This window comes from Mesorhizobium sp. M1273 (assembly GCF_040318195.1).
Lineage (GTDB): Bacteria > Pseudomonadota > Alphaproteobacteria > Rhizobiales > Rhizobiaceae > Mesorhizobium.
Genome location: NZ_JAMYLV010000013.1, coordinates 97806 through 121555, shown reverse-complemented (window position 1 = coordinate 121555; position 23750 = coordinate 97806). Strand labels below are relative to the sequence as shown.

Genomic DNA, 23750 nt, shown 5'->3' with positions numbered 1-23750 from the left:
CTCCGCAGCGATCAGCCCCGGTCCAGCCGAGACGCCTTTTCGGCGATGCCCGAACGACCGGTGCGGCGTTCAAGCTCGTTGAGCACATCGCTCAGCGGAATGCCCGCTACGCCAAGAACGACAAGCCAATGATAGATGAGATCGGCGCTTTCCGAAACAAGCGCGTCCCGGTCGGCGCTGACGGCTGCGATCACCGTTTCGACCGCCTCTTCGCCGAGTTTCTGCGCTGCCTTGCTCATGCCACGCTGAAAGAGCTTGGCCGTCCACGAATCCGGATCGCCGGAACGTGCGCGTTCGCCAATAATCTTCTCCAGATCGGAGAGCGAGAACTCGGTCATGACGGCGTTTACAGCCTCTTCTTAGCCGGAAAGGCTCTAGGACCGATTACCCGGCGAGTCCAGCCGCATCGGCAGTCCGGCCTGAGCCATGTGCAGCTTGGCTTCGGCGATGCTGTAGGTGCCGAAATGGAAGATCGACGCCGCCAGCACCGCGCCGGCATGGCCGTCGCGAATGCCTTCGACAAGGTGGTCGAGCGTGCCGACGCCACCGGAAGCGATGACCGGCACGCGTACGGCATCGGCGACCGCGCGGGTAAGGGCTATGTCGTAGCCGGCCTTGGTGCCGTCGCGGTCCATCGATGTTAGCAGGATCTCGCCGGCGCCGAGATCGACCACTTGCCGAGCGAACTCGACGGCGTCGATGCCGGTCTTCTCGCGGCCGCCATGGGTGAATATCTCCCAGCGATCAGCCTCGCTCGCAGCGGACACTTTCTTGGCATCGATGGCGACGACGATGCACTGGTTGCCGAATTTGTCGGCAGCCTCGGCGACAAAATTTGGGGTCTTCACCGCCGCCGTGTTGATCGACACCTTGTCGGCGCCGGCCAGTAGCAGCTTCCTGATGTCGGCGACCTGACGGACGCCACCGCCAACGGTCAGCGGCATGAAACATTGTTCGGCGGTGCGGGCGATGACATCGAAAATGGTCTCGCGGTTTTCCGACGAGGCGGTGATGTCGAGAAAGCAGAGCTCGTCGGCGCCGGCCGCGTCATAGGCTTTTGCCGCTTCGACGGGATCGCCGGCATCGACCAGGTCGACGAAATTGACGCCCTTGACGACACGGCCGTTCTTGACGTCGAGACAGGGGATGACGCGGGCTTTCAGCATCAGATCCTCTCGATCGCCGCAAGAAAGTCGACAAGCAGCTGGCCGACGACGGGCGGAACTTCGGACTGGGAATCAAAGGCCGGGTCGTAGGCCGAGAGCGTCACGCCGACGATTGGGATTGACCTGGCCAGTCCGCAGGCAAGCTGCCGCAGCTGTTCCGGACTCGGGCCGCCCGGGTGCGCGTAGCGGTTCACCTGCAGCACATCCGGATCGAGGACATCCAGGTCGAGATGCAGATGCGCCCGCACAGTCCCTGTCGCCGTGAGCTTTCCGATCATATCGAGTGCACCGGCACATTCGGTGCGCACGATCGGCAAAGTTTCCAGCAGTCGCTTTTCGTCGGGATCGAGGTCGCGGGCATCGACCAGCATGCAGCGCGCCGGGTCTATCGGCCGGAACCCCGGAATTGCTGCCGCCATCGGATGCCAGCAGAGCCCGAGCGTCGCCGCCAGCGCCATGCCGTCGAGAAAGCCGTAGGCCGACGTCTCCGGCGTGTTGAGATCGCCATGCTGGTCGATCCAGATGATCGAATCCGCAGCGTCGCCGGCAACCGCACCGGCGGCGGTCAGGCAATTTCCAGCAAGGATAATGGGGAAGCGTCCTCCATCGCGGGCGAGGTTAACCTTGGTCGCGACGGCGTTGCAGACGGCGAAGCCGGTTGCAATTTCGCGCCCCTGCTCGTCTCCGACCTTGCCGATATCTTCGACGGCGACGTCATGGCCAGCCACGGTCAGGGCTTCGACCAGCCTACCGCCGACGATGGCGTCCGGCCCCTGGCCGCACCCCTCGTGATAATGCCCGCTGTCGTAGGGAGCAACGATAATCGAGACCTTCACGTTTCACTCCCTGCCATCGGTTTGCCACGCAGGATCGCCAATGCCTCGGCCGGGTCGATGCGGCCGTCGTAGAGGGCGCGGCCGGAGATCGCGCCTTCGAGCTTGCGGGCATCGGGCATGGTCATGCGCACGATGTCGGCGATCGAGGCGAGCCCGCCCGAGGCGATAACCGGGATCGACACCGCGTCGGCGAGATCGATGGTGGCGTCCCAGTTGATGCCAGTCAGCACACCGTCGCGGTCGATATCGGTGTAGATGATGGCGGCGACGCCGGCACCCTCGAATTTCCTCGCCAGTTCAATGACGCCGAGGCTCGAGGCCTCAGCCCAGCCTTCGACCGCGACCTTACCGCCCTTGGCGTCGATGCCGACAGCGATCTTGCCCGGGAATGCCTTGCAGGCCTGCCTGACCAGATCCGGATCGCGGACCGCCACGGTGCCAAGAATGACGCGGGCCAGCCCACGGTCGAGCCAGTCCTCGATCTGCGCCAGGGTGCGGATGCCGCCGCCGAGCTGCACCGGATTGCTCGTCGCCTTCAGGATGGCGCCGACCGCGGCGCTGTTGACGCTCTGGCCCTTGAAGGCGCCGTTGAGGTCGACGACGTGCAACCATTCGAAGCCCTGCTCTTCGAAGACGCGCGCCTGAGCGGCGGGATCGTCATTGTAGATGGTGGCGGTCGCCATGTCGCCATGCCTGAGGCGCACGCATTTGCCGTCCTTGAGGTCTATCGCCGGAAACAGAAACACCTTCAGGCGCCTTCGACGATGACAAAGTGGCCGGTCGAGCCGGCGAGCCTGTACTTCAACGCCTCCTGGTATTCAGGCGAGCCGTAGCATTCCAGCGCCTTTTCATAGGATTCGAATTCCACCAGCACGTGGCGATTGCCTGCCGGTCCTTCCGGGCTGGTGTACCGCCCGGCGCGCACCGGGAACTTCGCGCCGTATTTCGCGAAAGCCGCGGCATTGGCCTCGATATATCGCTTGTAGATCTCGGGATCGCGGACATCGACCATTGCCATCCAATAGCCCTTCTTGCTCATGGTTCAGGGCCTCCAGCCTAGGAAATTGGTGATCAGCGCCAGGCCCAGCGCCTGGCTCTTCTCGGGGTGGAATTGCGTTCCGGCGAGGTTGTCGCGAGCGACAGCGGCCGTTACCGGGCCGCCATAGTCGGCAACCGCCAGCACCTCATCCTCCTTCCGTGCATCGAGATGGTAGGAGTGGACGAAATAGGCATGCAGTCCCTTGCCACCCGTCGCAATGCCGGAAAACAGCGGATGCTTGCGCTTCAGGTCAATCGTGTTCCAGCCGATCTGCGGGATCTTCAGTGTCGGATCGGCCGGCGTGATCTCCTTGACGTCGCCGGCGACCCAGCCAAAGCCCTTTGTGACGGTCTTTTCCAGGCCTCGCTCCGACATCAGCTGCATGCCGACGCAGATGCCGAGGAACGGCCGAGCCTTGGCGATCGCCACCTCCTCGACCGCTTCCCACATGCCGGCGACCGCACGCAGTCCAGCGGCGCAATCGGCATAGGCACCGACGCCGGGCAGGACGATGCGGTCGGCGGTCCTGACCCGCTCGGCATCGGCGGTGAGTTCGATCGCGGCGGCAATACCGGCTTCATGCGCGGCACGCTCGAAGGCCTTGGTGGCCGAGCGCAGATTGCCCGACCCGTAATCGATGATCGCTACCCTCATCTCAGGGCTTTCCCGGAATATGGTTCAGCCCCAGCGCCAGGCCCATCTGCGCCGACCGGGCATGTGCTGCGTCTGGGACGATGCGTTGCACCGTCGGTTGTTCATCCGACTGAGCATCGGCTTCCAATGCATAGCGGAGGTCTGCGTCGTCGAGCCTGTCGGCCTCGACCACGCCCCATTCATGCCAGCCGCGACGGCGCAGGGCTGCGATCCGCAAGCCCTGCCCTTCCAGTCCGACAAAGAGCATGACAAGCAGGGATAAAAGCGAGCCGGTTGTTTCCAGGTCCAGCCTTTCGCCTAGCATCGAGAGCAGGCCCATGGCGACAAACGCCAATGCCGCCTCGACCCACAGCCGGTGCCAGGCCAGCCACAGCGGCGGCACTAGGAAGCCGAGCCAGGCAAAGCCGTCACGGATAAAGGTAGTGTCTACGCTTTCGCTGCGGCCTGGCGGCTTCATCACGACATAGATGGCCATGACGCTATCCTTTCAGGGATCCCTTGGTGGAGGGAACCGCGTCCGGCTGGCGCGGGTCGCGCTCAAGCGCCGAACGCAACACACGCGCCACGGCCTTGAAGCAGGTCTCGGCGATGTGGTGGTTGTTGGCGCCGTAATGATTGGTGACATGAAGCGTGATGCCGGCATTCTGCGCCAATGCGTGGAAGAATTCGCGCACCAGCTCGGTGTCGAACGTACCGATCTTCGGCGACGAGAACGAAACATTCCAGACCAGAAAAGGCCGGCCGGAGACATCGATTGCCGCCCGCGTCAGTGTCTCGTCCATGGCGAGATCGATCGAGGCGTAGCGCATGATGCCGCGCCGCTCGCCCAACGCCTTGGCCAGCGCCTGGCCGAGCGCGATGCCCGTATCCTCGACCGTATGGTGGTCGTCTATGTGCAGGTCGCCCTTGGCCTTCACGGTCATGTCGATCAGCGAATGGCGCGACAACTGGTCCAGCATATGGTCGAAGAAGCCGACGCCCGTCGAAATGTCGGATTTGCCCGAGCCGTCGACCTGAACCGACACGGCGATGTCGGTTTCCCTGGTCTTGCGGCTTATCTCGGCGGAACGGGGCGCCATGACCTCATCCTTGTCTCAGATTTGCACGGTTCAGGCGTTCACATGCCTGAAAACGAAAGCCTTCTAGCAGCATGATCCGGCGATTGCCAGTTACCGCTGCGGAGCACAGTCCGGCCCGGCGGATGGCCGGTTTGCAATCATCCGGCCTATGCATACATATGGCCGATCAAGTCACTCGTAACGCGCCGATCGCCTCGATGGGATCGGTGCTGATCGGAGCAGAAAATGTCGAATGAACTGACCATGCATGCCACGACCATCCTGACCGTGCGCAAGGGCGGCAAGGTGGTGATCGCCGGCGACGGCCAGGTCAGCCTCGGCCAGACCATCATGAAGGGCAACGCCAAGAAGGTGCGCCGCATCGGCAAAAGCGGCAACGTCATTGCCGGCTTCGCCGGGGCCACCGCCGATGCCTTCACGCTGCTGGAGCGGCTCGAAGCCAAGCTCGAACAATATCCCGACCAGCTAACACGTGCCTGCGTCGAGCTCGCCAAGGACTGGCGCACCGACCGTTATTTGCGCCGGCTGGAAGCAATGATGCTGGTGGCCGACAAGTCGGTGTCGCTGGCGCTGACCGGCACCGGCGACGTGCTGGAGCCCGAATTTGGCGTCATGGCCATCGGCTCCGGCGGCAATTACGCGCTGGCAGCGGCACGCGCTTTGATGGACAGCGACAAGGGCGCAGAGGAGATCGCCCGCAAGGCGATGCAGATCGCGTCAGACATTTGCGTCTACACAAACAACAACTTCGTCGTCGAAACCCTCGATGCCGCCTGAGCGGAGCCTCCGCTATGGTTTTCGGCCGGTGATCCAGAGGGACCTGCCGATGATCGCCGGCTGGCTTGCCGAGCCGCATGTCGCCGAATGGTGGAACGACCCAGAGACCGAGATTGCGGAGATCCGCGAGCATATCGACAGCATTTCGGTCGAGCCGCTGATTATCGAGCTCGACGGAAAGCCCATCGGCTATTTGCAGAGCTACGATCCGCATCTGGAGGACGGCCATCCCTATAGCGACCAGCCGTTCGGCACGCTCGGCATCGATCTGTCGATCGGCGTGCCGGGGCTTGTCGGGGTCGGCCACGGCTCGGCGATCGTCCGGCAGTTCGTCGAGCAGCTTTTCGAGGAAGGTACGCCGCGCGTCATCATCGACCCGGACCCCGCCAATGCACGGGCTATCCGTGCCTATGAAAAGGCCGGTTTCAGGGCTATCGATCGCAGGAAGTCGGAATATGGCGATGCCGTGCTGATGGCTATTGATGCCCCAGAGGGTGACGCAAAAGAGGGGCAATAGCAGGATGAGCGTATCCAGCGACAAAACCGTCTCGGCCTACGAAGACAGCTGGCGAATGGGGCTTCTGCTGGTCCTCGGCCTGGTCATCTTCCAGGCCGGGGTCCTCTACGGCATGGGGCGGACGCCGATCTGTACCTGCGGCTATGTCAAGCTGTGGCACGGCATTGTGCAGAGCTCCGAAAATTCCCAGCATATTTCCGACTGGTACAGCTTCTCGCACATCATTCACGGTTTCCTGTTCTATGCGCTGGCGTGGTTCCTTTTCCCGCGCTCGCCGATCGGGCTCAGGCTGGCCTTTGCGGTGGCTATAGAGGGCGGCTGGGAGTTGCTCGAGAACAGCCCTTTCATCATCGACCGCTACCGCGCCGGCACAATCTCGCTCGACTATTATGGCGACAGCATCATCAATTCGGTGTCCGACACGCTGGCCATGGTGCTGGGGTTTGTCATGGCGCGAAGGCTTCCTATATGGGTGATCGTGACCCTCGCCCTCATCTTCGAATTCGGTGTCGGCTATCTCATCCGGGACAATCTGACACTCAACGTGATCATGCTGCTGCATCCGTTCGAGTCCATTCGGCAGTGGCAAAGTGGAATTTAGTGACATGAGCACCTTCTCTCCCCGCGAAATCGTTTCGGAACTCGACCGCTTCATCATCGGCCAGAAAGACGCCAAGCGTGCCGTGGCGATTGCCTTGCGCAACCGTTGGCGCCGCCAGCAGCTCGAGGGCCAGATGCGCGAAGAGGTGATGCCGAAGAACATCCTGATGATCGGCCCGACCGGTGTCGGCAAGACCGAGATTTCACGCCGCCTGGCACGCCTTGCCGGTGCGCCTTTCGTCAAGGTCGAAGCCACCAAGTTCACCGAGGTCGGTTATGTCGGCCGCGATGTCGAGCAGATCATCCGCGATCTGGTCGAGATCGCCATCGGGCTGGTGCGCGAGAAGATGCGCGAGGACGTCAAGGCGCGTGCCCACATCAACGCCGAGGAACGGGTGCTCGAAGCGCTCGTCGGCAAGACGGCGAGCCCGGCCACCCGCGACAGTTTCCGCAAGAAGCTGCGCGACGGCGAGCTCGACGACAAGGAGATCGAGATCGAAGTTGCCGATACCGGCAATGGCGGCATGCCTGGCTTCGAGATCCCCGGCATGCCAGGCGCCAATATCGGCGTGCTCAACATCAACGACATGCTGTCGAAGGCGATGGGCGGCAAGAAGACCAAGTTGCGCAAGACGACCGTCAAGGAGTCCTACGGGCTGTTGATCAGCGACGAGTCCGACAAGCTGCTCGATCAGGACGAAGTGGTGCGCAGGGCACTCGAATCGACCGAGAATGACGGCATCGTCTTCCTTGACGAGATTGACAAGATCGCCTCGCGCGAAGGCGGCATCGGTGCCGGTGTTTCGCGTGAAGGTGTGCAGCGCGACCTGCTGCCGCTGGTCGAAGGCACCACGGTTGCGACCAAATATGGACCGGTGAAGACCGACCACATCCTGTTCATCGCCTCGGGTGCGTTCCACGTCGCCAAGCCCTCCGACCTGCTGCCGGAATTGCAGGGTCGCCTGCCGATCCGCGTCGAGCTGCGGGCGCTGGAGAAGGACGATTTCGTCCGCATCCTCACCGAGACCGAAGCCAGCCTGATCAAGCAGTATATCGCGCTGATGAAGACCGAGGGCGTCGACCTGGTCTTCACCGATGACGCGATCGATTCGCTGGCCGGCATCGCCGTGGATCTCAACGCCAGCGTCGAGAACATTGGCGCCAGGCGGCTGCAGACGGTGATGGAACGGGTGCTGGACGATATCTCCTATGACGCGCCGGACCGCAACGGCACCTCGGTGACCATCGATGCCGCCTATGTCGAGAAGCATGTCGGCGACCTCTCCAGAAACACGGACTTGTCGCGTTTCATCTTGTAGGAGACGCTTCATTCTCGAAGAGGGTCGGGGAATTGCTCCCGGCCTCCCCAGTTTGGCCCAGCATTCCCGATGTGTGGCCAAATGGAAGCATCCGGCAAGCTTTCGTCCCGTCGGGTGCAGGCGTCTCTCGACTCCCGGTGGAGCATTACCTAGTTTGCCGGCGACTATTTGGGCGGCGGCGCATGAAAAAACTGATCCTCGTCATTTTGGGGCTGACGCTGGCGGCAGCCATGTTCGCCGCGCAAGCGGCAACGATGGTGCCGCCGGGCAACCGCAACACCGAGCAGCCGGACATACCGGGCGCTTCGAGCCGGCGCACCCAGGCGACCAACACCACCTTCCAGGCGAAATACCGCAAAGTCTTTGCGCTGCTCCAGAACGATGCCGAGTTGCGCGGCAAGATCAAGCAGGCAGCCGCGGCCTATGGCATCGACCCAATGCATATCGTCGGCGCCATCGTCGGCGAGCACACCTACAATGTCGATGCCTACGACCGGCTGCAGACCTACTACGTCAAGGCGATTTCGTATCTGTCGAGCAAGCTCTCCTTTGCCTATGATGGCGAGGATATCTCCGATTTCGTGCAGCGGCCGCAATTTGCGAAATGCGCAGGGAAGTCCGACAGCTACGATCTGTGGGAGTGCCGCGAACAGGTGTGGAACCGGTCGTTCCGCGGCAAGACCGTCGACGGCGAGAGCTTTCCCAACGACCGCTTAGGCGCCACTTTCTTCCAGCCTTATTATGCCGGCCAGACTTTTGGCCTTGGCCAGCTCAATCCGCTGACGGCACTGCAAATGAGCGACCTCGTGCACAAGGTTTCCGGCCTGCCGGAACTCGACGTCGGCGATCCCAACGCGGTCTACAAGACCATCATGGATCCTGACCTGACACTGCCTTATGTCGCAGCAACAATCCGGAAATCGATCGACGCCTATAGAAGCATTGCCGGCTTTGACATCTCAGGCAATCCCGGCATCACGTCGACGCTCTACAATGTCGGCAACCCCGAACAGCGCGCCTATGCGCTGAAGGCCGAGAACGACAAGCGCCGCGCTGCGGGCGAGCCGGAAAAACTGCCCGAGGAAAATTACTATGGCTGGCTGGTCAACGACAAGCTGCCGGAGCTGAAGGCGCTGTTTTAGCCGAACGCGCTCGGCCAATTATCCACGCGGCGTTCATGCCGCCAGCAGCGACTTCAGCTTGATCGCCTGCGAGCCCAGCGCTTCCGGCGCCGGCCTTGCCTGCTTCGCAATCAGCATCTCGGCCAGCCTTATGTCGCGGGCGACCGCGTTGCCGGCGCCGATGCCGCTTGCCGCAACCAGCCTGCCGTCTTCGGCGAGGTGGAACAGGATGAAGGCGCCGTCGCCGAGGTCGCGGCGCACGATGCTGCGGCCTTCGTCCGACAGGCCGGCGATCTGCAAGGTCAGGCCGTACTGATCCGACCAGAACCACGGCACCGCCGCATGGAACTCGCCGGCGCCAAGCATATTCCTTGCGGCGAGCGCGCCCTGCTCCTGTGCGTTGCGCCAGGCTTCGAGCCGCACGCGCCGGCCGCCATAGATGGCGAGCGGAAACGAACAGCAATCGCCGGCGGCAAAGACATCCCGGTCGCTGGTGCGAAGCTCGGCGTCGACGGCGATGCCATTGTCGACGGTCAGCCCCGCCTCCGCGGCAAGTCCGGTCACCGGCACGGCGCCGATGCCGATCACGGCTAGATCGGCGACAATGTCGCGTCCACCGGCGAGCGCGATGCGCACTTCGGCGCCATCATCGGCAATGGCGGCGATGCCCTCGCCGCACAGGATTTTCACGCCTTCCGCTTCATGCGCCTGATGGATGACCTCAGCGATCTCGGCTGGCACGCCGCGCATCAAGATGCGCGGCTGCGCCTCAATGATGGTGACCGCGGCACCCAGTCTGCGTGCCGCCGCGGCAAGCTCAAGCCCGATGAAGCCGCCGCCGACTATGGCGATGCGATTTCCGGCGCTGAGATGGGCGCGAATGGCCAGCGCGTCGTTGAAGGTCCGGAGGTAGACGCAGCGCCCGCCAAGGCCCGGCATAGGCAGCTTGCGCGGCACCGAACCGGTCGCCAGCAGGAGCTTGTCGTAGGCCAGGGCGGAACCGTCGGACAGGCGCACGACATGCGCCGTGCGGTCGATCGCCACAGCCAAAACCGAATGGATATGCCGGATAGAGCGCTCGGCCAGGATCGCGTCGCTGGCGATCGCCTTGATCAGGGGCGCGTCGGCAACCATCGCGTCTTTCGACAGCGGCGGGCGCTCATAGGGCAGATGCGGCTCGTCGCCGACCAGCGTCACCGGGCCATCATAGCCGAGCTCGCGCAGCGCAAGGGCGGCGCGCCCGCCGCATTCGCCGGCGCCGATGATGACCATTCCCTTCGTCATCATCAACCGATCCGGACAAGGACTTTGCCGGCGTCGACTTTGACCGGATAAGTTCTTAGATCGACGCACACCGGCGCGCCCCTGGCAGCCCCTGTCTTGTAGTTGAAGCGGCCATTGTGCTTCGGGCACTCGATGATGTCGTCCATGACCAGCCCGTCGGCCAGATGCACCTTCTCATGCGTGCAAAGCCCGTCGGTGGCGAAATACTCGTCGTCGGGGCTGCGATAGATGGCAAAGGTGCGGCCGCCATGGTCGAAGCGCATCACGTCCTCTTCGTCGATGTCCTCGGCGTCACAGGCCTCGACCCAGTCGCTCATTTACGGGTCCCTCGATGTTTGGTGCCTTGGCATGGGCTTGTCATTCGGCAGCCACCGCAACAGCAGCGTTATCGCTGTGGAAATCCTCGCGATAGGGCCTCGCCGTCGGCGGCAGTTCGCGCTTGATGAAATAATCCTCATTGCGCAGCTGGCGCAGGAAAGCCGGTATCATCTCGCGGTAGCCGGCCAGGATGGACGGTGTCGGCGCCGGCAGATCGTGCTTGATCAGTTCGTGCAGCCTGGGCAGCGCGTGATAGGGCACCATGGGAAACATGTGATGCTCGACATGGTAGTTCATGTTCCAGTAGATGAAGCGGCTTATCGGGTTCATGTAGACGGTGCGGCTGTTGAGCCGGTGATCGGTGACGTTTTCAGCCAGGCCGCCATGCTGCAGCAGGCCGACCATGACATGGTGCCAGGCACCGTAAAGCCTGGGCAGACCGACCAGCATCAGCGGCAGGAACGAGCCGGTATAGAGCGCCAGCGCAATGGTCGCGGCATAGATTGTCGTCCAGATGCGGGCAATGCGAATTGCCTTCGGCTGCTCCTGGTCGGGAATGAAGGTTCTTTCGGCCGGACTGACGATACCGGCTGCATTGCGCAGCATGTCGCTCATCGCATGCCAGGCGTCGAGAATGCCGACGAAGTTGAGCACCACGCGCAGCAGATCGGGCGGACGCATCACCGAGATCTCCGGATCGCGGCCGACTATGATGGTATCGGTATGATGTCGCGTGTGGCTCCAGCGCCAGGTCACCGGGTTGCGCATGATCATGAAGCAGGCGACCTGATAGACCACGTCGTTCATCCACTGCGTCCTGAAAGCGGTGCCGTGGCCGCATTCGTGCCAGCGTGAGTCGGTGGAGGAACCGTAGAGGACGCCGTAGACGAAGAAGAACGGCACGCACCACCAGCTGCCCCAGAACCAGGCGGCGCCGGCGCCGCTGAGGATCATGGTGCCGAGCCAGATGATGGTGTCGCGGATCGCCGGGCCGTCGGAGCGCTGCATCAGCTCCTTCATCTGCTTGCGCGGCACGTCGGTGTGATACCACTCGGCCGCCGCCAGCCCGCTCTCGACGGCAAGCTTCGCGTCGCGGCCGATCAGGCTGTAGTCGCGTCGGGACGCTGCTGCGGAGCTCGTATTCCCGGTTCGGAGTCCAATATCCACCATAGCGGAGGCCTCGATCATATTCGGTCAGCGTTCAAAATAACGCCGAGCCCTGATAGGCTCAATATCACAAAGATAGTTTCTTTCATTTTCCATCAGAATGGTGTAAAAGGGCCAAACAGTGGAATGAGGCAGCGATGGCGAAACGGCCGACGATCACCGACCTGGCGCGCATTTCGGGGGTCAGCGTTGCCACCGTCGATCGAGTGCTGAACAACCGCTTGCCGGTGCGCGAGGAAACCGCGCGCCGCGTCTATGAGGCCGCGACCAGCATCGGCTATCACGCAGCCGGATTGATCAAGCAGCGGATGCGCCATGAATTGCCCGAATACCGGCTCGGGTTCCTGCTGTTGAGGCGGGAGGACGTCTTCTACAGCGAATTTGCCCGCGAGCTTGAACTGGCGGTATCGCAGTCGCCGCGCTTTCGCGGCGTGGCGACCATCGACTTCGCCGCTTCGCTGGCGCCGGACGAGATCGTCGAGCGGATGCGCAAGCTGGCCGCCAAATCCAGGGCCGTCGCCCTGGTCGGGCCTGATCACCCGGCGCTGACGGTCGCCGTCGAGGCTCTGAAAGCCAATGGCGTACCGGTGTTCTCCCTGCTTTCCGACTTTGCGTCCGGTATTCGCGAGGGCTATGTTGGCCTGGACAATCGCAAGGTCGGCCGCACCGCTGCCTGGATGATCTCGAAGGCCGCGAAGAGACCTGGCAAGGTTGCCCTCTTCGTCGGCAGCCATCGCTTCCATGGCCATGAGCTTCGCGAGATCGGTTTTCGCTCCTTCTTTCGCGAGCAGGCGCCGGAATTCACTCTCCTCGAGACGTTGGTCAATCTGGAAGCGAACCAGATCACGCATGATGCAATGATCGAGCTTCTGGCCCGCCACCCTGATCTCGCCGGTTGCTATGTCGCCGGTGGCGGCATGGAAGGCGCGATCTCGGCGCTGAGGGAGGCAAAGCCGGCTGAGATGCCGGCGGTCGTCTGCAACGAGATCACGCCCGACTCCCGCGCGGCGCTGGCGGATAATTTCCTGACCATGGTGATCTCGACGCCACTGGCGGCGCTTTGCCGCGAGCTTGTCGGGCTGATGGCGCATGCCATCGAGACCGGCGCTGCGAATGCGCCGGGCCAGACCTTTCTGCCCTTCGACATTTATCTGCCAGAAAACATCTGACGTCGCGGTCATCGGCGGCAGACATGATGTAATCTATCAGAACGCTTTCAGGCCTCGCTTGCCTGAGCGTCCGTCCAAAAGCGCTCGAAATGCCGAAAATCCATTCCTCATGGCGAAATCTCGCTTGACGCCCACGCGAAATGGAATAAATATTTCACCATCTGAGCATTTTGGTTCTTTCGTTCCGGAAGATCTGTTTCAGGCAAATGCCTCTGGAACCAAAAATGGCAATCGGGAGAGAATTCCCTGCGAGATCGGGGATTCCGGGTAGATCGGTGCAGCCGGACACCAATGTGGAGGAGAAATAAAATGAAGAAACTGCTTTTGGGCGTCGCTTTCGCGGCGCTGATGAGTTCGTCCGCCTTTGCCGCCAAGATCGGCGTGTCGATGGCGTTGTTCGACGACAATTTTCTCACCGTGCTGCGCAACGGCATGATTGAACAGGCCAAGGGCATGGACGGCGTCGAGCTGCAGGTGGAGGATGCGCAGAACGACGTCGCCAAGCAACTCGACCAGATCAAGAACTTCGCCGCCTCAGGCGTCGACGCCATCATCGTCAACCCGGTCGACACCTCGGCGACCCAGGCAATGTCGGACGCAGCCGCCGCTGCCAAGATTCCACTGGTCTATGTCAATCGCGAGCCGGTCAACGTCGACACGCTGCCCGAAAACCAGGCCTTCGTCGCCTCGAACGAAGCCGATTCCGGCACGCTCGAGACCAAGGAGGTCTGCCGCCTGTTCAAGGAGGCCGGCAAGACTGAAGCCAATGTCTATGTGATCATGGGCGAGCTGTCGAACCAGGCAGCGGTGCAGCGCACCAAGGACATTGATGACGTGATCGCCACACCGGAGTGCAGCTTCATCAAGATCATCGACAAGCAGACGTCGAACTGGAAGCGCGAAGAAGCGCAGAACCTGATGACCAACTGGCTGTCGACCGGCAAGCCGTTCGACGGCGTCATCGCCAATAATGACGAAAGCGCCATCGGCGCCATCCAGGCGATGAAGGCCGCCAACATCGACATGAAGTCGGTTGTCGTCGGCGGGGTCGACGCTACCCAGGATGCGCTTGCCGCGATGCAGGCGGGCGACCTCGATGCGACGGTGTTCCAGGACGCGGCCGGCCAGGGTGCCGGCGCGCTTGACGCAGCGCTCAAGCTGGCGAAGGGCGAGAAGGTCGAGCACAAGGTCTACATCCCGTTCCAGCTGGTCACGCCGGCGAATATCGACAAGTTCCTGAAGAAGAACTGAGGCGGACCTGTCCGATACGGAGCGGCGCGCCAAAGTAAGACAGCGCCGCTCCGCTTTTTCCCTCTCGGCCTGAACAGCGCCGAGTGGAGACCGTGGCTGACGGAGGAAGCACGATTGGCACAGACATCTCACGGCGTCGGCGGGCTCAGCTATGATGCGAAGCGGCGCGCATGGCCGGCCGAATTCAACGTCTTCCTGGCGCTCGTCATCCTGGTCGGCGCTTTCGAGCTGATCGGCCGGGTTTTCCTGGGCGACAGCTTCCTTTTCAATACCCGCGACAATATCGATGCGATCTTCAACGAAGCGCGCCTGCAGATCATCATCCTGCAGGTGTCGATCGTCGGCATTATTGCCATCGGCGTGACGCAGGTGATCATTACCGGCGGCATCGACCTGTCCTCAGGTTCGATCGTCGGCGCCACGGCGATGATAGCCATGAGCTTCGCCCAGGTAGCGACGGTCAACGGCAACCCGAACCCCAAGGCGATGTTCATCGCCCAGGGCTGGACCGACCTGCCGGTGATCGTGCCCGTGCTGGTCGCGATCGGCTGCGGCCTGCTGGCCGGCCTGGTCAACGGCGCTTTGATCGCCTACACGCGCATCCCACCGTTCATCGCCACGCTCGGCATGATGGTCACCGCGCGCGGCATCGCCAAATGGTGGTCAAAGGGGCAGCCGATCTCGTTTCCGACCGAGAGTTTCGCCGCCATCGGCAAGGGGCTGATGCCGGTCATCATTTTCATATCGCTCGCAGTGCTGTTCCAGCTGATCCTGAGTTACACCAAATATGGCAAGCACTGCTATGCGATCGGCTCCAATGAGGACGCCGCGCGCATGTCCGGCATCAACATCGCCAACCACAAGATCCTCGTCTACGTCATTGCCGGCGTCCTCGCCGCGCTCGCCGCCGTGGTGCTGAGCTCCAAGAATCTCACCGCCCAAGCCGGCATGGGTGTAATGTACGAGCTCGATGCGATCGCCATGGCGGTTATCGGCGGTGTCTCGCTGTCGGGCGGCCGCGGCTCGATCATCGGAACGGTGATCGGCTCGCTGATCTTCGGCGTGATCATCTCCGGCTTCACCTTTCTGCGCCTCGACGCCTATTATCAGGAGATGGTCAAAGGCGTGATCATCGTCGGCGCAGTCGTTCTCGACCAGTGGCGCCAACGCCTGCGGGCAATGAGGGCTTGATCATGTCGGACATCGTCCTGAAGACCGAAAACCTGACCAAGTATTATGGCGGCGTCCATGCGCTGGAGGGTGCCGACTTCGAGCTGCGCAAGGGCGAGCATGTCGCTATCATGGGCGACAACGGCGCGGGGAAATCGACCTTCGTACGCCAGATCACCGGCGTCGAGCAGCGCACCAGTGGCAGGATGTGGTTCGACGGCAAGGAAGTGAATTTTGCCGGCCCCATCGAAGCCCGCGAGGCAGGCATCGAGACGGTGTTCCAGAACCTGGCGCTCGCCGACGACCTCGACGTGCCGTCGAACCTGTTCCTCGGCCGCGAGCGGGTGCTGTTCAATCTCGGGCCCTTCTCGATCCTCGATCGCAAGTTCATGCGCAAGGCGACCGAGGCAGCCTTGGTCCGCACAGCGGTCAAGATCCCCAATCTTTCCAATACTATCCGCCACATGTCGGGCGGCCAGCGCCAGTGCGTAGCAATTGCCAGAACCGCGACCTTTGCTTCCAAGCTCATCATCATGGATGAGCCGACGGCGGCACTCGGCGTGCAGGAGACGATGCAGGTCGAAAACATCATCCGCACGCTGAAGGAGAATGGCGAACCGCTGATCCTGATCTCTCACAACATGCGCCAGGTGTTCGACCTGGTCGACCGCATCGTCGTTTTCCGGCGCGGCCGCATCGTCGCCAATTTGCGCAAGCAGGACACCGACGGCAACGATATCGTCTCCTACATCACCGGCGCCAAGACCGGGCAGGCGGAACTTGCGGCGTAACGGCCAACGCCGAGCCACAGGCGCTGACACGCCCTCCCTTCCGAACCATCCTCAAAGGAAAACTCTTCATGCCTCTTCGCTTTGCTCTTCTCGGTGCCGGCCGTATCGGCAAGGTCCATGCTCGCGCCGTCGGTTCCAATCCTGAGGCCAGGCTGGTCGCAGTTGCCGACGCCTTCGAGAAGGCGGCGACCGATCTGGCCTCTGCCTATGACGCCGAAGTGCGCAGCATCGATGCCATCGAGAAGGCCGGCGATATCGACGCGGTCGTCATCTGCACGCCGACCGACACTCATGCCGATCTGATCGAACGCTTCGCCAAAGCGGGTAAAGCGATTTTCTGCGAAAAGCCGATCGACCTCGACGCCGGCAGAGTGGAAGAATGCCTGGCCGTCGTCGACAAGGCCGGCGCCACGCTGATGGTCGGCTTCAACCGCCGCTTCGATCCGCATTTTGCCGCCGTGCGCAAGGCGATCGACGACGGCGCCATCGGCACTGTCGAAATGGTGACAATCACCTCGCGCGATCCCGGCCCGCCGCCGCTCGACTATATCGGCCGCTCGGGCGGCATCTTCCGCGACATGACCATTCATGATTTCGACATGGCGCGCTTCCTGCTCGGCGAGGAGCCGGTGGCGGTCAGCGCTCACGCTTCGGTGCTGGTCGACAAGAAGATCGGCGAGGCCGGCGACTTCGACAGCGTCAGCGTCATCCTCGAAACTGCCTCCGGCAAGCAATGCGTTATCTCCAACTCGCGCCGCGCCACCTACGGCTACGACCAGCGCATCGAGGTGCATGGCTCGAAAGGCATGATTGCGGCCGAGAACCAGCGGCCGGTGTCGATCGAACTGGCCAATGAGAAAGGCTATACGCGGCCGCCGCTGCACGATTTCTTCATGACCCGTTATCTCGACGCTTATGCCAACGAGATCGCTGCCTTCATCGCGGCAGCGACGTCAGGCAAGAAGGCGACGCCGAGCGGCAAGGACGGGCTGGTGGCGCTCAGGCTGGCGGATGCGGCGCTGAAATCGGCCAAGGAAGGCAAGACCGTCCGCCTCGACAAAACAATCTGACTATCAAGCACAGGAGCAAGGCGATGAACGGTTCAGCCGGTCGCAATTCCGAAACACGCGCCATCGTCACCGGCGGCGCACAAGGCGTCGGCTTTGCCGTCGCCGAAGCGCTGGCCGATGAGGGCTGCCGGGCGCTGGCGCTGATCGGCCGCTCGCAGGAGAAGGGCGACAAGGCTGTCGCCATCCTCGAGGGGGCAGGCGTCGATGCCATCTTCATCAGCGCCGACGTCTCAAAAGTGGCCGACTGCAAGCGTGCGGTCGAAACCGCGATTGGCCATTTTGGTACCGTCAACGCGCTGGTCAACGCCGCTGCCACCTCGGCTCGCGGCTCGCTGGTCGAGACCTCCGAGGATCTGTTCGACCAGATATTCCAGACCAATGTGCGCGGCCCGTTTTTCCTGATGCAGGGCGTGGTGGCGCATTTGCTGGCGCGCCAGGCACCGGGCTCGATCGTCAACGTGCTGTCGATGTCGGCGCATTGCGGCCAGTCGTTCCTGGCGCCTTATTCGTCAAGCAAGGGAGCGCTGGCGACACTCACCAAGAATGTCGCCAATGCCTATCGCGGCAATCGCATCCGCTGCAATGCGGTGCTGCCCGGCTGGATGGACACCGAGGGCGAGGCGATCGTGCAGAAGAAATGGCACGACGCGCCGGACGACTGGCTGGAAAGGGCCGAGGCCGCGCAGCCGATGGGTCAATTGGTGAAGCCGGCACAGCTTGCCCGGTTGATCAGCTATATGATCAGCCCGCAGTCCGGCGTCATGACCGGGTCGCTGGTCGATTACGACCAGAGCGTCGCCGGGTCGTCGCCGGAATAACGCCGGCAAGTCTAGCAGAACGCCGCCCATCACTTCGTCATCCACGGGCGGAGCAAGGAGCGCAGCGACGCGGCGCAGACCCGAGGATGACGAAGTTCGGGGGGCTTCAGCCAATCGCGAATGGGCTGGAGTAAACCTCCTCCTCACCAGACACGTGACAAGCGCCTACGCTTCGACTATATGTTCCGGATGATCCACCTGACCGCCTCGTTTTGGTACTTTAGCTACTCGCTGGCGGCGGGAGGATTGCGCTCAATCTGAAGATTGCAGCAACATTATCCGAACAGCCGCCAGACCTGGCGGCTTTTTTGTTCAGCCGGCAGGTCTCCCCAATCAGGAGCATAAGCCGTGTTGACGACCACAGACGATCTTCGGGTCAAAGAAATAAGAGAACTGAGCACACCCGACGAGGTGATGCGGGAAATACCGCGCACGCTGACGGCGACGCGCACCGTTGCCGCATCACGCAATGCCATCCACGCCGTGCTGACCCGCGCCGACGACCGGCTGGTGGTTGTCGTCGGCCCCTGTTCGATCCACGACCCGGCCGCTGCCGTAGACTATGCCAGCCGTTTGGCATCGCTGCGTGAAAGCCTGTCGGACCGGCTGGAGATCGTGATGCGGGTTTATTTCGAGAAACCGCGCACGACGGTCGGCTGGAAGGGCCTGATCAACGATCCCGACCTCGACGGCAGCTTCAACATTGACAAGGGCCTGAGGATGGCACGCAACGTGCTCTCCGCCGTCAACAATCTCGGCCTGCCGGCGGCGACGGAATTCCTCGACATGGCCACCCCGCAATATATTGCCGACCTCGTCGCCTGGGGAGCGATCGGCGCGCGCACGACCGAGAGCCAGATCCACCGCGAACTCGCATCAGGCCTGTCCTGCCCGGTCGGCTTCAAGAACGGCACCGACGGCAATTTGCGGATCGCGGCCGAGGCCGTGAAATCCGCCGCCCAGCCGCACCATTTCATGGCGGTGACGAAAGGTGGGCGCAGCGCCATCGCGACGACCACCGGCAACGAGGACTGCCACGTCATCCTGCGCGGCGGCATTGTGCCCAACTACGACGCGGCAAGCATAGCTGCTGCCTCCACTGAGCTCGGCCGGATCGGCGTGGCACCTCGGCTGATGATCGATGTCAGTCATGCCAACAGCAACAAGAAGCCGGAAAACCAGCCGCTGGTGGCGGCTGACGTGGCGGGCCAGATCGCGGCAGGCGACGAGCGCATCATCGGCATCATGATCGAGAGCAACCTCGTCGCCGGCCGGCAGGACGTCGTGCCCGGCAAGCCGCTCCTCTATGGCCAGAGCATCACCGATGGCTGCATCGACTGGGCGACCACCGAGACCGTGCTGCACGGCCTTGCCGACGCCGTCGAGCAGCGCCGGTCGGTGCGCCGCGCCATGATCGCCGGCCGGCCAGGAGCCGCCTGAGGCAGCCAATGCCGGCCCTGGCCCTTCTCCCCTTGTGGGAGAAGGTGGATCGGCGCGCAGCGCCGAGCCGGATGAGGGGTGCTGGAAGAAACTCGGCGTAAAATATTGAGGGATTTTAAGCGGTTATTTCTTCGCTGTAGCGATCCGTCCAACACCCCTCATCCGACCGAGCTTCGCTCGGCCACCTTCTCCCACAAGGGGAGAAGGGGAGACCAGCGCGGGCTTACTACCGCACCTCCACCCAGCGCTGTTCCGCGAACGAGCGCGCCATCGCGTGCACCGTGCGCTCGATCTCCAGGCCTTCGTCGAAATCGATGATCCGCGCCGGCTTGCCGGCAAGTCGCGTCAACAGTTCCCGGCATTCGATAATCTTGAGGTCATTAAAGCCAAGGCCGTGGCCGGGCGCCGGCAGGAAGGCATCATAAGGCTTATGATGCGGCGCCACGAGGATGGTGCGATACCCTTGCTCGGTCGGCCGGTCGGCCGTCAAATAGAGTTGGAACTCATTCATCCGCTCCTGGTCATACAGTATCGAGCCCTTCGAGCCAAAAATCTGGATGGCGATCCGGCCTTTGCGGCCCCAGGCCGAACGGTTGACCAGCAGCGTGCCCGCGATGCCGTTTTCGAGATGCATCAGGATGCTGGCGATGTCGTAGGTCTCGACCGCGCGGCGCCCGCCCGAGGCGACGCGGCGGTCGGCATAGGGTTTGGCCATGTCGCACATGACGCGGGCAACGCGGCCGAACAGTATGGCGATGAGCGACAGCGGGTGCACGGCGAAATCGTCGAGCGCGCCGTAGCCGGACGCCGCCTCGTGCTTCCAGAAGAACAGCGCCTCCGGATCGGCCATGAAGTCCTCGTCCATCTCGATACGCAGATGGTTGACCTCGCCGATGATCTTCTCGTCGAGCAGCGCCCCGATATGGCGGATCGCTGGGTTCTGGATGTAGTTATAGCCGAGCGCGGCGACCTTGCCGGACTTTTGGGCCGCCGCAGCCATTGCTTGCGCCTCCGCAAAATTCGGCGCCATCGGTTTTTCACACCACAGATGCTTGCCGGCTTCGAGGATGGCGATGGCCATTTCCGGGTGGAACTGGTTCGGCGTGGTCAGCGAGATGACATCGACATCCGGGTCGTCGACGACAGCGCGCCAGTCACCGGACGCCTTGGCGAAGCCGAATTCGCTGGCACGGCGTTTGGCAAGATCCTCGTTGACCTCGCCCAGATGGACCAGCCTTGGCTTGGCCACATCGGGAAAGACGGTGCCGACCGCGTTCCAGGCAATGGCGTGGCACTTGCCCATGAAACCCGTGCCGATAAGACCTACCCCGACCATCCGCTTGCCTCCCTGTGCGCAAAATTTGTGTGGATGAATTAGTCCATTTTGTCTGCAGATGGAACGCTTGTCTCATTTTTTATGGTGTTCTTGCACAGGCCCGCTATGATGGGCCACAGAGGGAACCAGACGATGAGCCTGGGCGGAGCGACGATGGACGAACGGGTGCCGCGCGATTTCGAGACGCTGCGGGCGACGATACTGGAGCGGCGTCAGAGCCTGCCGAAACGTATCGCCCAGATCGCCGCCTATGCGCTCGACAACCCAGACGATATCGCCTTCGGCACCGCTGCCAGCATCGCCGCTTCCGCCGGTGTCCAGCCTTCGACCCTGATCCGCTTTGCCCAGCAGCTTGGTTTTGATGGTTTCACCAGCCTGCAGTTGGTGTTTCGCGAGCGCCTGCGCGAGCGCAACTCATCCTATGATGAAAGGCTGGCGGCATTGCGCGCCAAGGCCGAGGAAGGCGCCGGCCACCGCGCGATTTTCGACGGTTTTGTTGCCGCAGCCAGTACCTCGCTCAACGACATTTCGCGCACGCTGAATGAAGACCATTTCGAAGATGCGATCACCGTGCTGGCCAAGGCCGAAACCATTTACGTGCTGGCCAAGCGGCGCTCCTACCCGGTCGCCTCCTATATCGCCTATGCATTGGGCAAGCTCAAGATCCGCAACCAGCTGATCGAATCGGCCGCCGGCCTCAATGCAGAGATGATCGGCTTTGCCTCTCCAAGGGACGCCGTGATCGCCATCAGCTTTTCGCCCTATGCCCCGGCCACCATCGAGGAGGCGCGCGTCATTTCGGAGCAAGGCGTGCCGATCGTGGCGATTACCGACAGCTCCTTTTCGCCACTCGCTCAATTCGCCAGGGTCTGGTTCGAGGTCGCCGAGGCCGATTTCGCCGGCTTCCGCTCGCTGTCGGCGACGATGGCTTTGGCTATGGCGCTGACCGTCGCGGTCGGCGAGAAGCGGCGCGATAGCGGCCGCAAGCGCAAGCCTTAGATCACCTCTATTGCCGTTTCGCCTTCTGCCGAAAGCCGCGCTGCGTCGCGTACAGGCGGCGACCCGAACTGGCGGGCATACTCCCGGCTGAACTGGGAAGCACTCACATAGCCGACGGCGAAGGCGACACGTGCGACGTTGCCCGGCTGGGCAATCAGCAGATGGCGGGCTTCCAGCAAGCGGATTTGCTTTTGATACTGGATTGGGCTCATGGCCGTTGCCGCCTTGAAGTGACGATAAAACGCAGCACTGCTCATACGGGCAATCTCGGCCAGATCGCCGACCCGGACCGGCTGATGGGGATGCGAACGGATCCAGGCGATCGCCCGGCCAATCCGGGACAGATGGCCATCGGCGCGCGCAAGTTCACGAAGCTTTCCGCCTTGGGGGCCTTGCAGGAGCCGAAACAGCATCTCTCGCTCGATCATGGTCGCGAGCACGGGAATCTCCGCTGGCCGGTCAAGCAGCCGCAGCATTCGACGCAACGCGTCGAGCAGATCGTCATCAGCGGGAGAGGTGGAGAAACTGTCGCCACTGAGGGCCGGCGCGTGCTCGACGAGGAGCGCGGCGACGGCCTGCAGGTCAAGGGTCAAGCCAATGGCCAGGTAAGGACGCGCCGCGCTCGCTTCGATTATCTGGCTGATGGTGGGCGTCTCGACAGTATAGATGAAATAGCTGGCCGGATTGTAACGAAGAGCCCGGTCGCCGATCAGAACCGTCTTCGCGCCCTGCAGTACGAATAAGATCCCCGACCCCCACACCCCTGACAATGGCGGCGTGGCGACTTCGCTGCGGCCGATCGAAACGCGGGGAACCGCCGTTCTTGTTCGTCGCCCGCGCGCATGGCGGCTGGCGATCTCGATCAACTCCTGCAGCGCTTCGCTCATTGCGCCAGCATCGCGCATTCGCACCGGCGGCGCAACAGCGTGAGAGGATTAGGCAAGAGCCGGAGAATTTCCGGCGCGCAACCCCCGCTGCCTCGCACCATTTGTGGGTCTTCCACAAGAAAAATGGAGACACCGATTATGAGAACATCGAAAAGCGCGCTGGTGACCGGCGCCAACAAGGGTATAGGCCGTGAAATCGCCCGGCGACTGGCGACCATGGGCTTCAAGGTCTGGCTCGGCGCCAGGAGCGCCGAACGCGGCATGGCGGCGGCGCAGGCATTGCGCGCCGAAGGCCTCGACGTGGAGTGGCTTGAGCTGGAAGTCACGCGGGATGACAGTGTGAAGGCGGCAGCCGAGGCATTCAGGCAGGCCAGCCCCTGCCTCGACGTGCTGGTGAACAACGCCGGCGTCGCCATCAATTACGACCTGCCGCCGAGCCAGCAGCGGATCGCCGACATCCAGGCCACCTACGACGTCAATGTCTTCGGCCCGATCCGCGTGACCCAGGCATTCCTGCCGCTGCTGCTAGCAGCACCTGCTGCCCGGATCGTGATGGTGAGCAGCTCCACCGGGTCCATCGGCCGGGCGCTCGATCCCGCCACTGCGAACCACGCCGTTAACATGATGGGCTACGGCAGCTCCAAGACAGCCTTGAACGCCATCACGGTGGCATTCGCCAGGGAGCTCGCGCCGCAAGGCATCAAGGTCAACGCCGCGGCGCCCGGCTACACTGCCACCGATCTCAACGGGTATAAAGGTCACCGCACGGTGCAGCAGGCGGCCGAGATCGTCATTCACCTGGCGACCTTGGACGCCGATGGCCCGACCGCCGGGTACTTCAACGATGATGGCCCGCTTCCTTGGTAAATCAGCTGGTTTCAGTGGTAGACACTTGACGTTCGTCTGACTTCAAAGTTTCTGAACGCGCGAGCCTTGCACAGC

27 protein-coding genes are annotated in these 23750 nt (G+C 62.6%); 14 read left to right on the top strand and 13 right to left on the bottom strand.

The features are described 5' to 3' along the window. Nucleotides 1–11: 11 nt before the first annotated feature. From NKH30_RS16335 to hisB, 8 genes are read right to left on the bottom strand one after another with little or no spacing between them, the layout of a single operon-like run. Nucleotides 12–338: a phosphoribosyl-ATP diphosphatase gene (locus NKH30_RS16335; protein ID WP_352451663.1), complete on the bottom strand. Its 327-nt coding sequence runs from the start codon at nt 336–338 to the stop codon at nt 12–14. 36 nt (nt 339–374) lie between these two features. Next, nucleotides 375–1169, bottom strand: coding sequence for an imidazole glycerol phosphate synthase subunit HisF (gene hisF, locus NKH30_RS16330; protein WP_352454842.1), 795 nt, complete (start codon nt 1167–1169; stop codon nt 375–377). Then, nucleotides 1166–2002 (bottom strand): arginase family protein, encoded by an 837-nt coding sequence (locus NKH30_RS16325; RefSeq protein WP_352996151.1) that lies wholly within the window; start codon nt 2000–2002, stop codon nt 1166–1168. Before NKH30_RS16325 ends, hisF begins: the two co-directional genes overlap by 4 nt. Next, nucleotides 1999–2748 (bottom strand): 1-(5-phosphoribosyl)-5-[(5-phosphoribosylamino)methylideneamino]imidazole-4-carboxamide isomerase, encoded by a 750-nt coding sequence (hisA, locus tag NKH30_RS16320; protein ID WP_352996149.1) that lies wholly within the window; start codon nt 2746–2748, stop codon nt 1999–2001. Before hisA ends, NKH30_RS16325 begins: the two co-directional genes overlap by 4 nt. A 2-nt stretch (nt 2749–2750) precedes the next feature. Continuing rightward, entirely contained in the window at nt 2751–3041 is a 291-nt protein-coding gene (locus NKH30_RS16315) for a DUF1330 domain-containing protein (protein WP_352472581.1), read from the bottom strand. A 3-nt stretch (nt 3042–3044) separates the two neighbouring features. Then, entirely contained in the window at nt 3045–3695 is a 651-nt protein-coding gene (gene hisH / locus NKH30_RS16310) for an imidazole glycerol phosphate synthase subunit HisH (protein WP_023677533.1), read from the bottom strand. Nucleotide 3696: 1 nt separating this feature from the next. Then, nucleotides 3697–4170, bottom strand: a complete 474-nt coding sequence (locus NKH30_RS16305; protein WP_352451667.1) for a DUF2628 domain-containing protein — start codon at nt 4168–4170, stop codon at nt 3697–3699. 4 nt (nt 4171–4174) lie between these two features. After that, nucleotides 4175–4774, bottom strand: coding sequence for an imidazoleglycerol-phosphate dehydratase HisB (hisB, locus tag NKH30_RS16300; protein ID WP_352769582.1), 600 nt, complete (start codon nt 4772–4774; stop codon nt 4175–4177). A 225-nt stretch (nt 4775–4999) separates the two neighbouring features. Between hisB and hslV the strand changes: the two genes are divergently transcribed. The 5 genes from hslV (at nt 5000) to NKH30_RS16275 (ending at nt 9129) form a co-directional block, all read left to right on the top strand. After that, nucleotides 5000–5551 (top strand): ATP-dependent protease subunit HslV, encoded by a 552-nt coding sequence (gene hslV, locus NKH30_RS16295; protein WP_352472584.1) that lies wholly within the window; start codon nt 5000–5002, stop codon nt 5549–5551. Further along, entirely contained in the window at nt 5541–6068 is a 528-nt protein-coding gene (locus tag NKH30_RS16290; RefSeq protein WP_352996147.1) for a GNAT family N-acetyltransferase, read from the top strand. Before hslV ends, NKH30_RS16290 begins: the two co-directional genes overlap by 11 nt. A gap of 4 nt (nt 6069–6072) precedes the next feature. After that, nucleotides 6073–6669 carry a DUF2585 domain-containing protein gene (locus NKH30_RS16285; RefSeq protein WP_352490480.1) on the top strand — a complete coding sequence of 199 codons (597 nt, stop codon included), beginning with the start codon at nt 6073–6075 and terminating at the stop codon, nt 6667–6669. A 4-nt stretch (nt 6670–6673) separates the two neighbouring features. After that, complete coding sequence (gene hslU, locus NKH30_RS16280; RefSeq protein WP_254815924.1) at nt 6674–7987, top strand: ATP-dependent protease ATPase subunit HslU; 1314 nt, start codon at nt 6674–6676, stop codon at nt 7985–7987. 182 nt (nt 7988–8169) lie between these two features. Then, nucleotides 8170–9129 carry a DUF1402 family protein gene (locus NKH30_RS16275; RefSeq protein ID WP_023677526.1) on the top strand — a complete coding sequence of 320 codons (960 nt, stop codon included), beginning with the start codon at nt 8170–8172 and terminating at the stop codon, nt 9127–9129. A gap of 33 nt (nt 9130–9162) precedes the next feature. Here NKH30_RS16275 and NKH30_RS16270 read toward each other — a convergent pair whose 3' ends face one another. The 3 genes from NKH30_RS16270 to NKH30_RS16260 are packed head-to-tail and all read right to left on the bottom strand — an operon-like array spanning nt 9163 to nt 11880. Further along, entirely contained in the window at nt 9163–10392 is a 1230-nt protein-coding gene (locus tag NKH30_RS16270) for an NAD(P)/FAD-dependent oxidoreductase (protein ID WP_352832667.1), read from the bottom strand. Between the two features lie 2 nt (nt 10393–10394). Further along, nucleotides 10395–10709 (bottom strand): MocE family 2Fe-2S type ferredoxin, encoded by a 315-nt coding sequence (locus NKH30_RS16265; RefSeq protein WP_023677524.1) that lies wholly within the window; start codon nt 10707–10709, stop codon nt 10395–10397. Nucleotides 10710–10749: 40 nt separating this feature from the next. Further along, nucleotides 10750–11880 (bottom strand): fatty acid desaturase family protein, encoded by a 1131-nt coding sequence (locus NKH30_RS16260; protein ID WP_352615143.1) that lies wholly within the window; start codon nt 11878–11880, stop codon nt 10750–10752. 134 nt (nt 11881–12014) lie between these two features. Between NKH30_RS16260 and NKH30_RS16255 the strand changes: the two genes are divergently transcribed. The 7 genes from NKH30_RS16255 (at nt 12015) to NKH30_RS16225 (ending at nt 19586) form a co-directional block, all read left to right on the top strand. Further along, nucleotides 12015–13046, top strand: coding sequence for a LacI family DNA-binding transcriptional regulator (locus NKH30_RS16255; protein WP_352996145.1), 1032 nt, complete (start codon nt 12015–12017; stop codon nt 13044–13046). A gap of 309 nt (nt 13047–13355) precedes the next feature. Beyond that, complete coding sequence (locus NKH30_RS16250; RefSeq protein WP_352451673.1) at nt 13356–14297, top strand: sugar ABC transporter substrate-binding protein; 942 nt, start codon at nt 13356–13358, stop codon at nt 14295–14297. Nucleotides 14298–14411: 114 nt separating this feature from the next. After that, entirely contained in the window at nt 14412–15488 is a 1077-nt protein-coding gene (locus NKH30_RS16245; RefSeq protein ID WP_292655972.1) for an ABC transporter permease, read from the top strand. 2 nt (nt 15489–15490) lie between these two features. Then, entirely contained in the window at nt 15491–16258 is a 768-nt protein-coding gene (locus NKH30_RS16240) for an ATP-binding cassette domain-containing protein (RefSeq protein WP_023677519.1), read from the top strand. A gap of 68 nt (nt 16259–16326) precedes the next feature. Next, nucleotides 16327–17328 (top strand): inositol 2-dehydrogenase, encoded by a 1002-nt coding sequence (iolG, locus tag NKH30_RS16235; protein ID WP_352970134.1) that lies wholly within the window; start codon nt 16327–16329, stop codon nt 17326–17328. Nucleotides 17329–17351: 23 nt separating this feature from the next. Next, entirely contained in the window at nt 17352–18146 is a 795-nt protein-coding gene (locus NKH30_RS16230) for an SDR family oxidoreductase (RefSeq protein WP_352996143.1), read from the top strand. A 348-nt stretch (nt 18147–18494) separates the two neighbouring features. After that, nucleotides 18495–19586 carry a 3-deoxy-7-phosphoheptulonate synthase gene (locus NKH30_RS16225; RefSeq protein WP_352996141.1) on the top strand — a complete coding sequence of 364 codons (1092 nt, stop codon included), beginning with the start codon at nt 18495–18497 and terminating at the stop codon, nt 19584–19586. Nucleotides 19587–19812: 226 nt separating this feature from the next. On the opposite strand, the gene NKH30_RS16220 is transcribed toward NKH30_RS16225, so the two are convergent. Then, nucleotides 19813–20922, bottom strand: coding sequence for a Gfo/Idh/MocA family protein (locus NKH30_RS16220; protein WP_352769550.1), 1110 nt, complete (start codon nt 20920–20922; stop codon nt 19813–19815). Nucleotides 20923–21075: 153 nt separating this feature from the next. On the opposite strand from NKH30_RS16220, the gene NKH30_RS16215 reads away from it, so the two are divergent. After that, nucleotides 21076–21921 carry a MurR/RpiR family transcriptional regulator gene (locus NKH30_RS16215; RefSeq protein ID WP_352540037.1) on the top strand — a complete coding sequence of 282 codons (846 nt, stop codon included), beginning with the start codon at nt 21076–21078 and terminating at the stop codon, nt 21919–21921. On the opposite strand, the gene NKH30_RS16210 is transcribed toward NKH30_RS16215, so the two are convergent. Beyond that, the gene (locus NKH30_RS16210) at nt 21918–22808 is read right to left on the bottom strand and encodes an AraC family transcriptional regulator (protein ID WP_352996140.1); all 891 of its coding nucleotides are present in this window, start codon (nt 22806–22808) and stop codon (nt 21918–21920) included. The two genes, NKH30_RS16215 and NKH30_RS16210, sit on opposite strands and share 4 nt — an antisense overlap. Before the next feature lie 138 nt (nt 22809–22946). On the opposite strand from NKH30_RS16210, the gene NKH30_RS16205 reads away from it, so the two are divergent. Then, nucleotides 22947–23675, top strand: a complete 729-nt coding sequence (locus tag NKH30_RS16205) for an SDR family oxidoreductase (protein WP_352996139.1) — start codon at nt 22947–22949, stop codon at nt 23673–23675. The last annotated feature ends 75 nt before the right edge of the window (nt 23676–23750 follow it).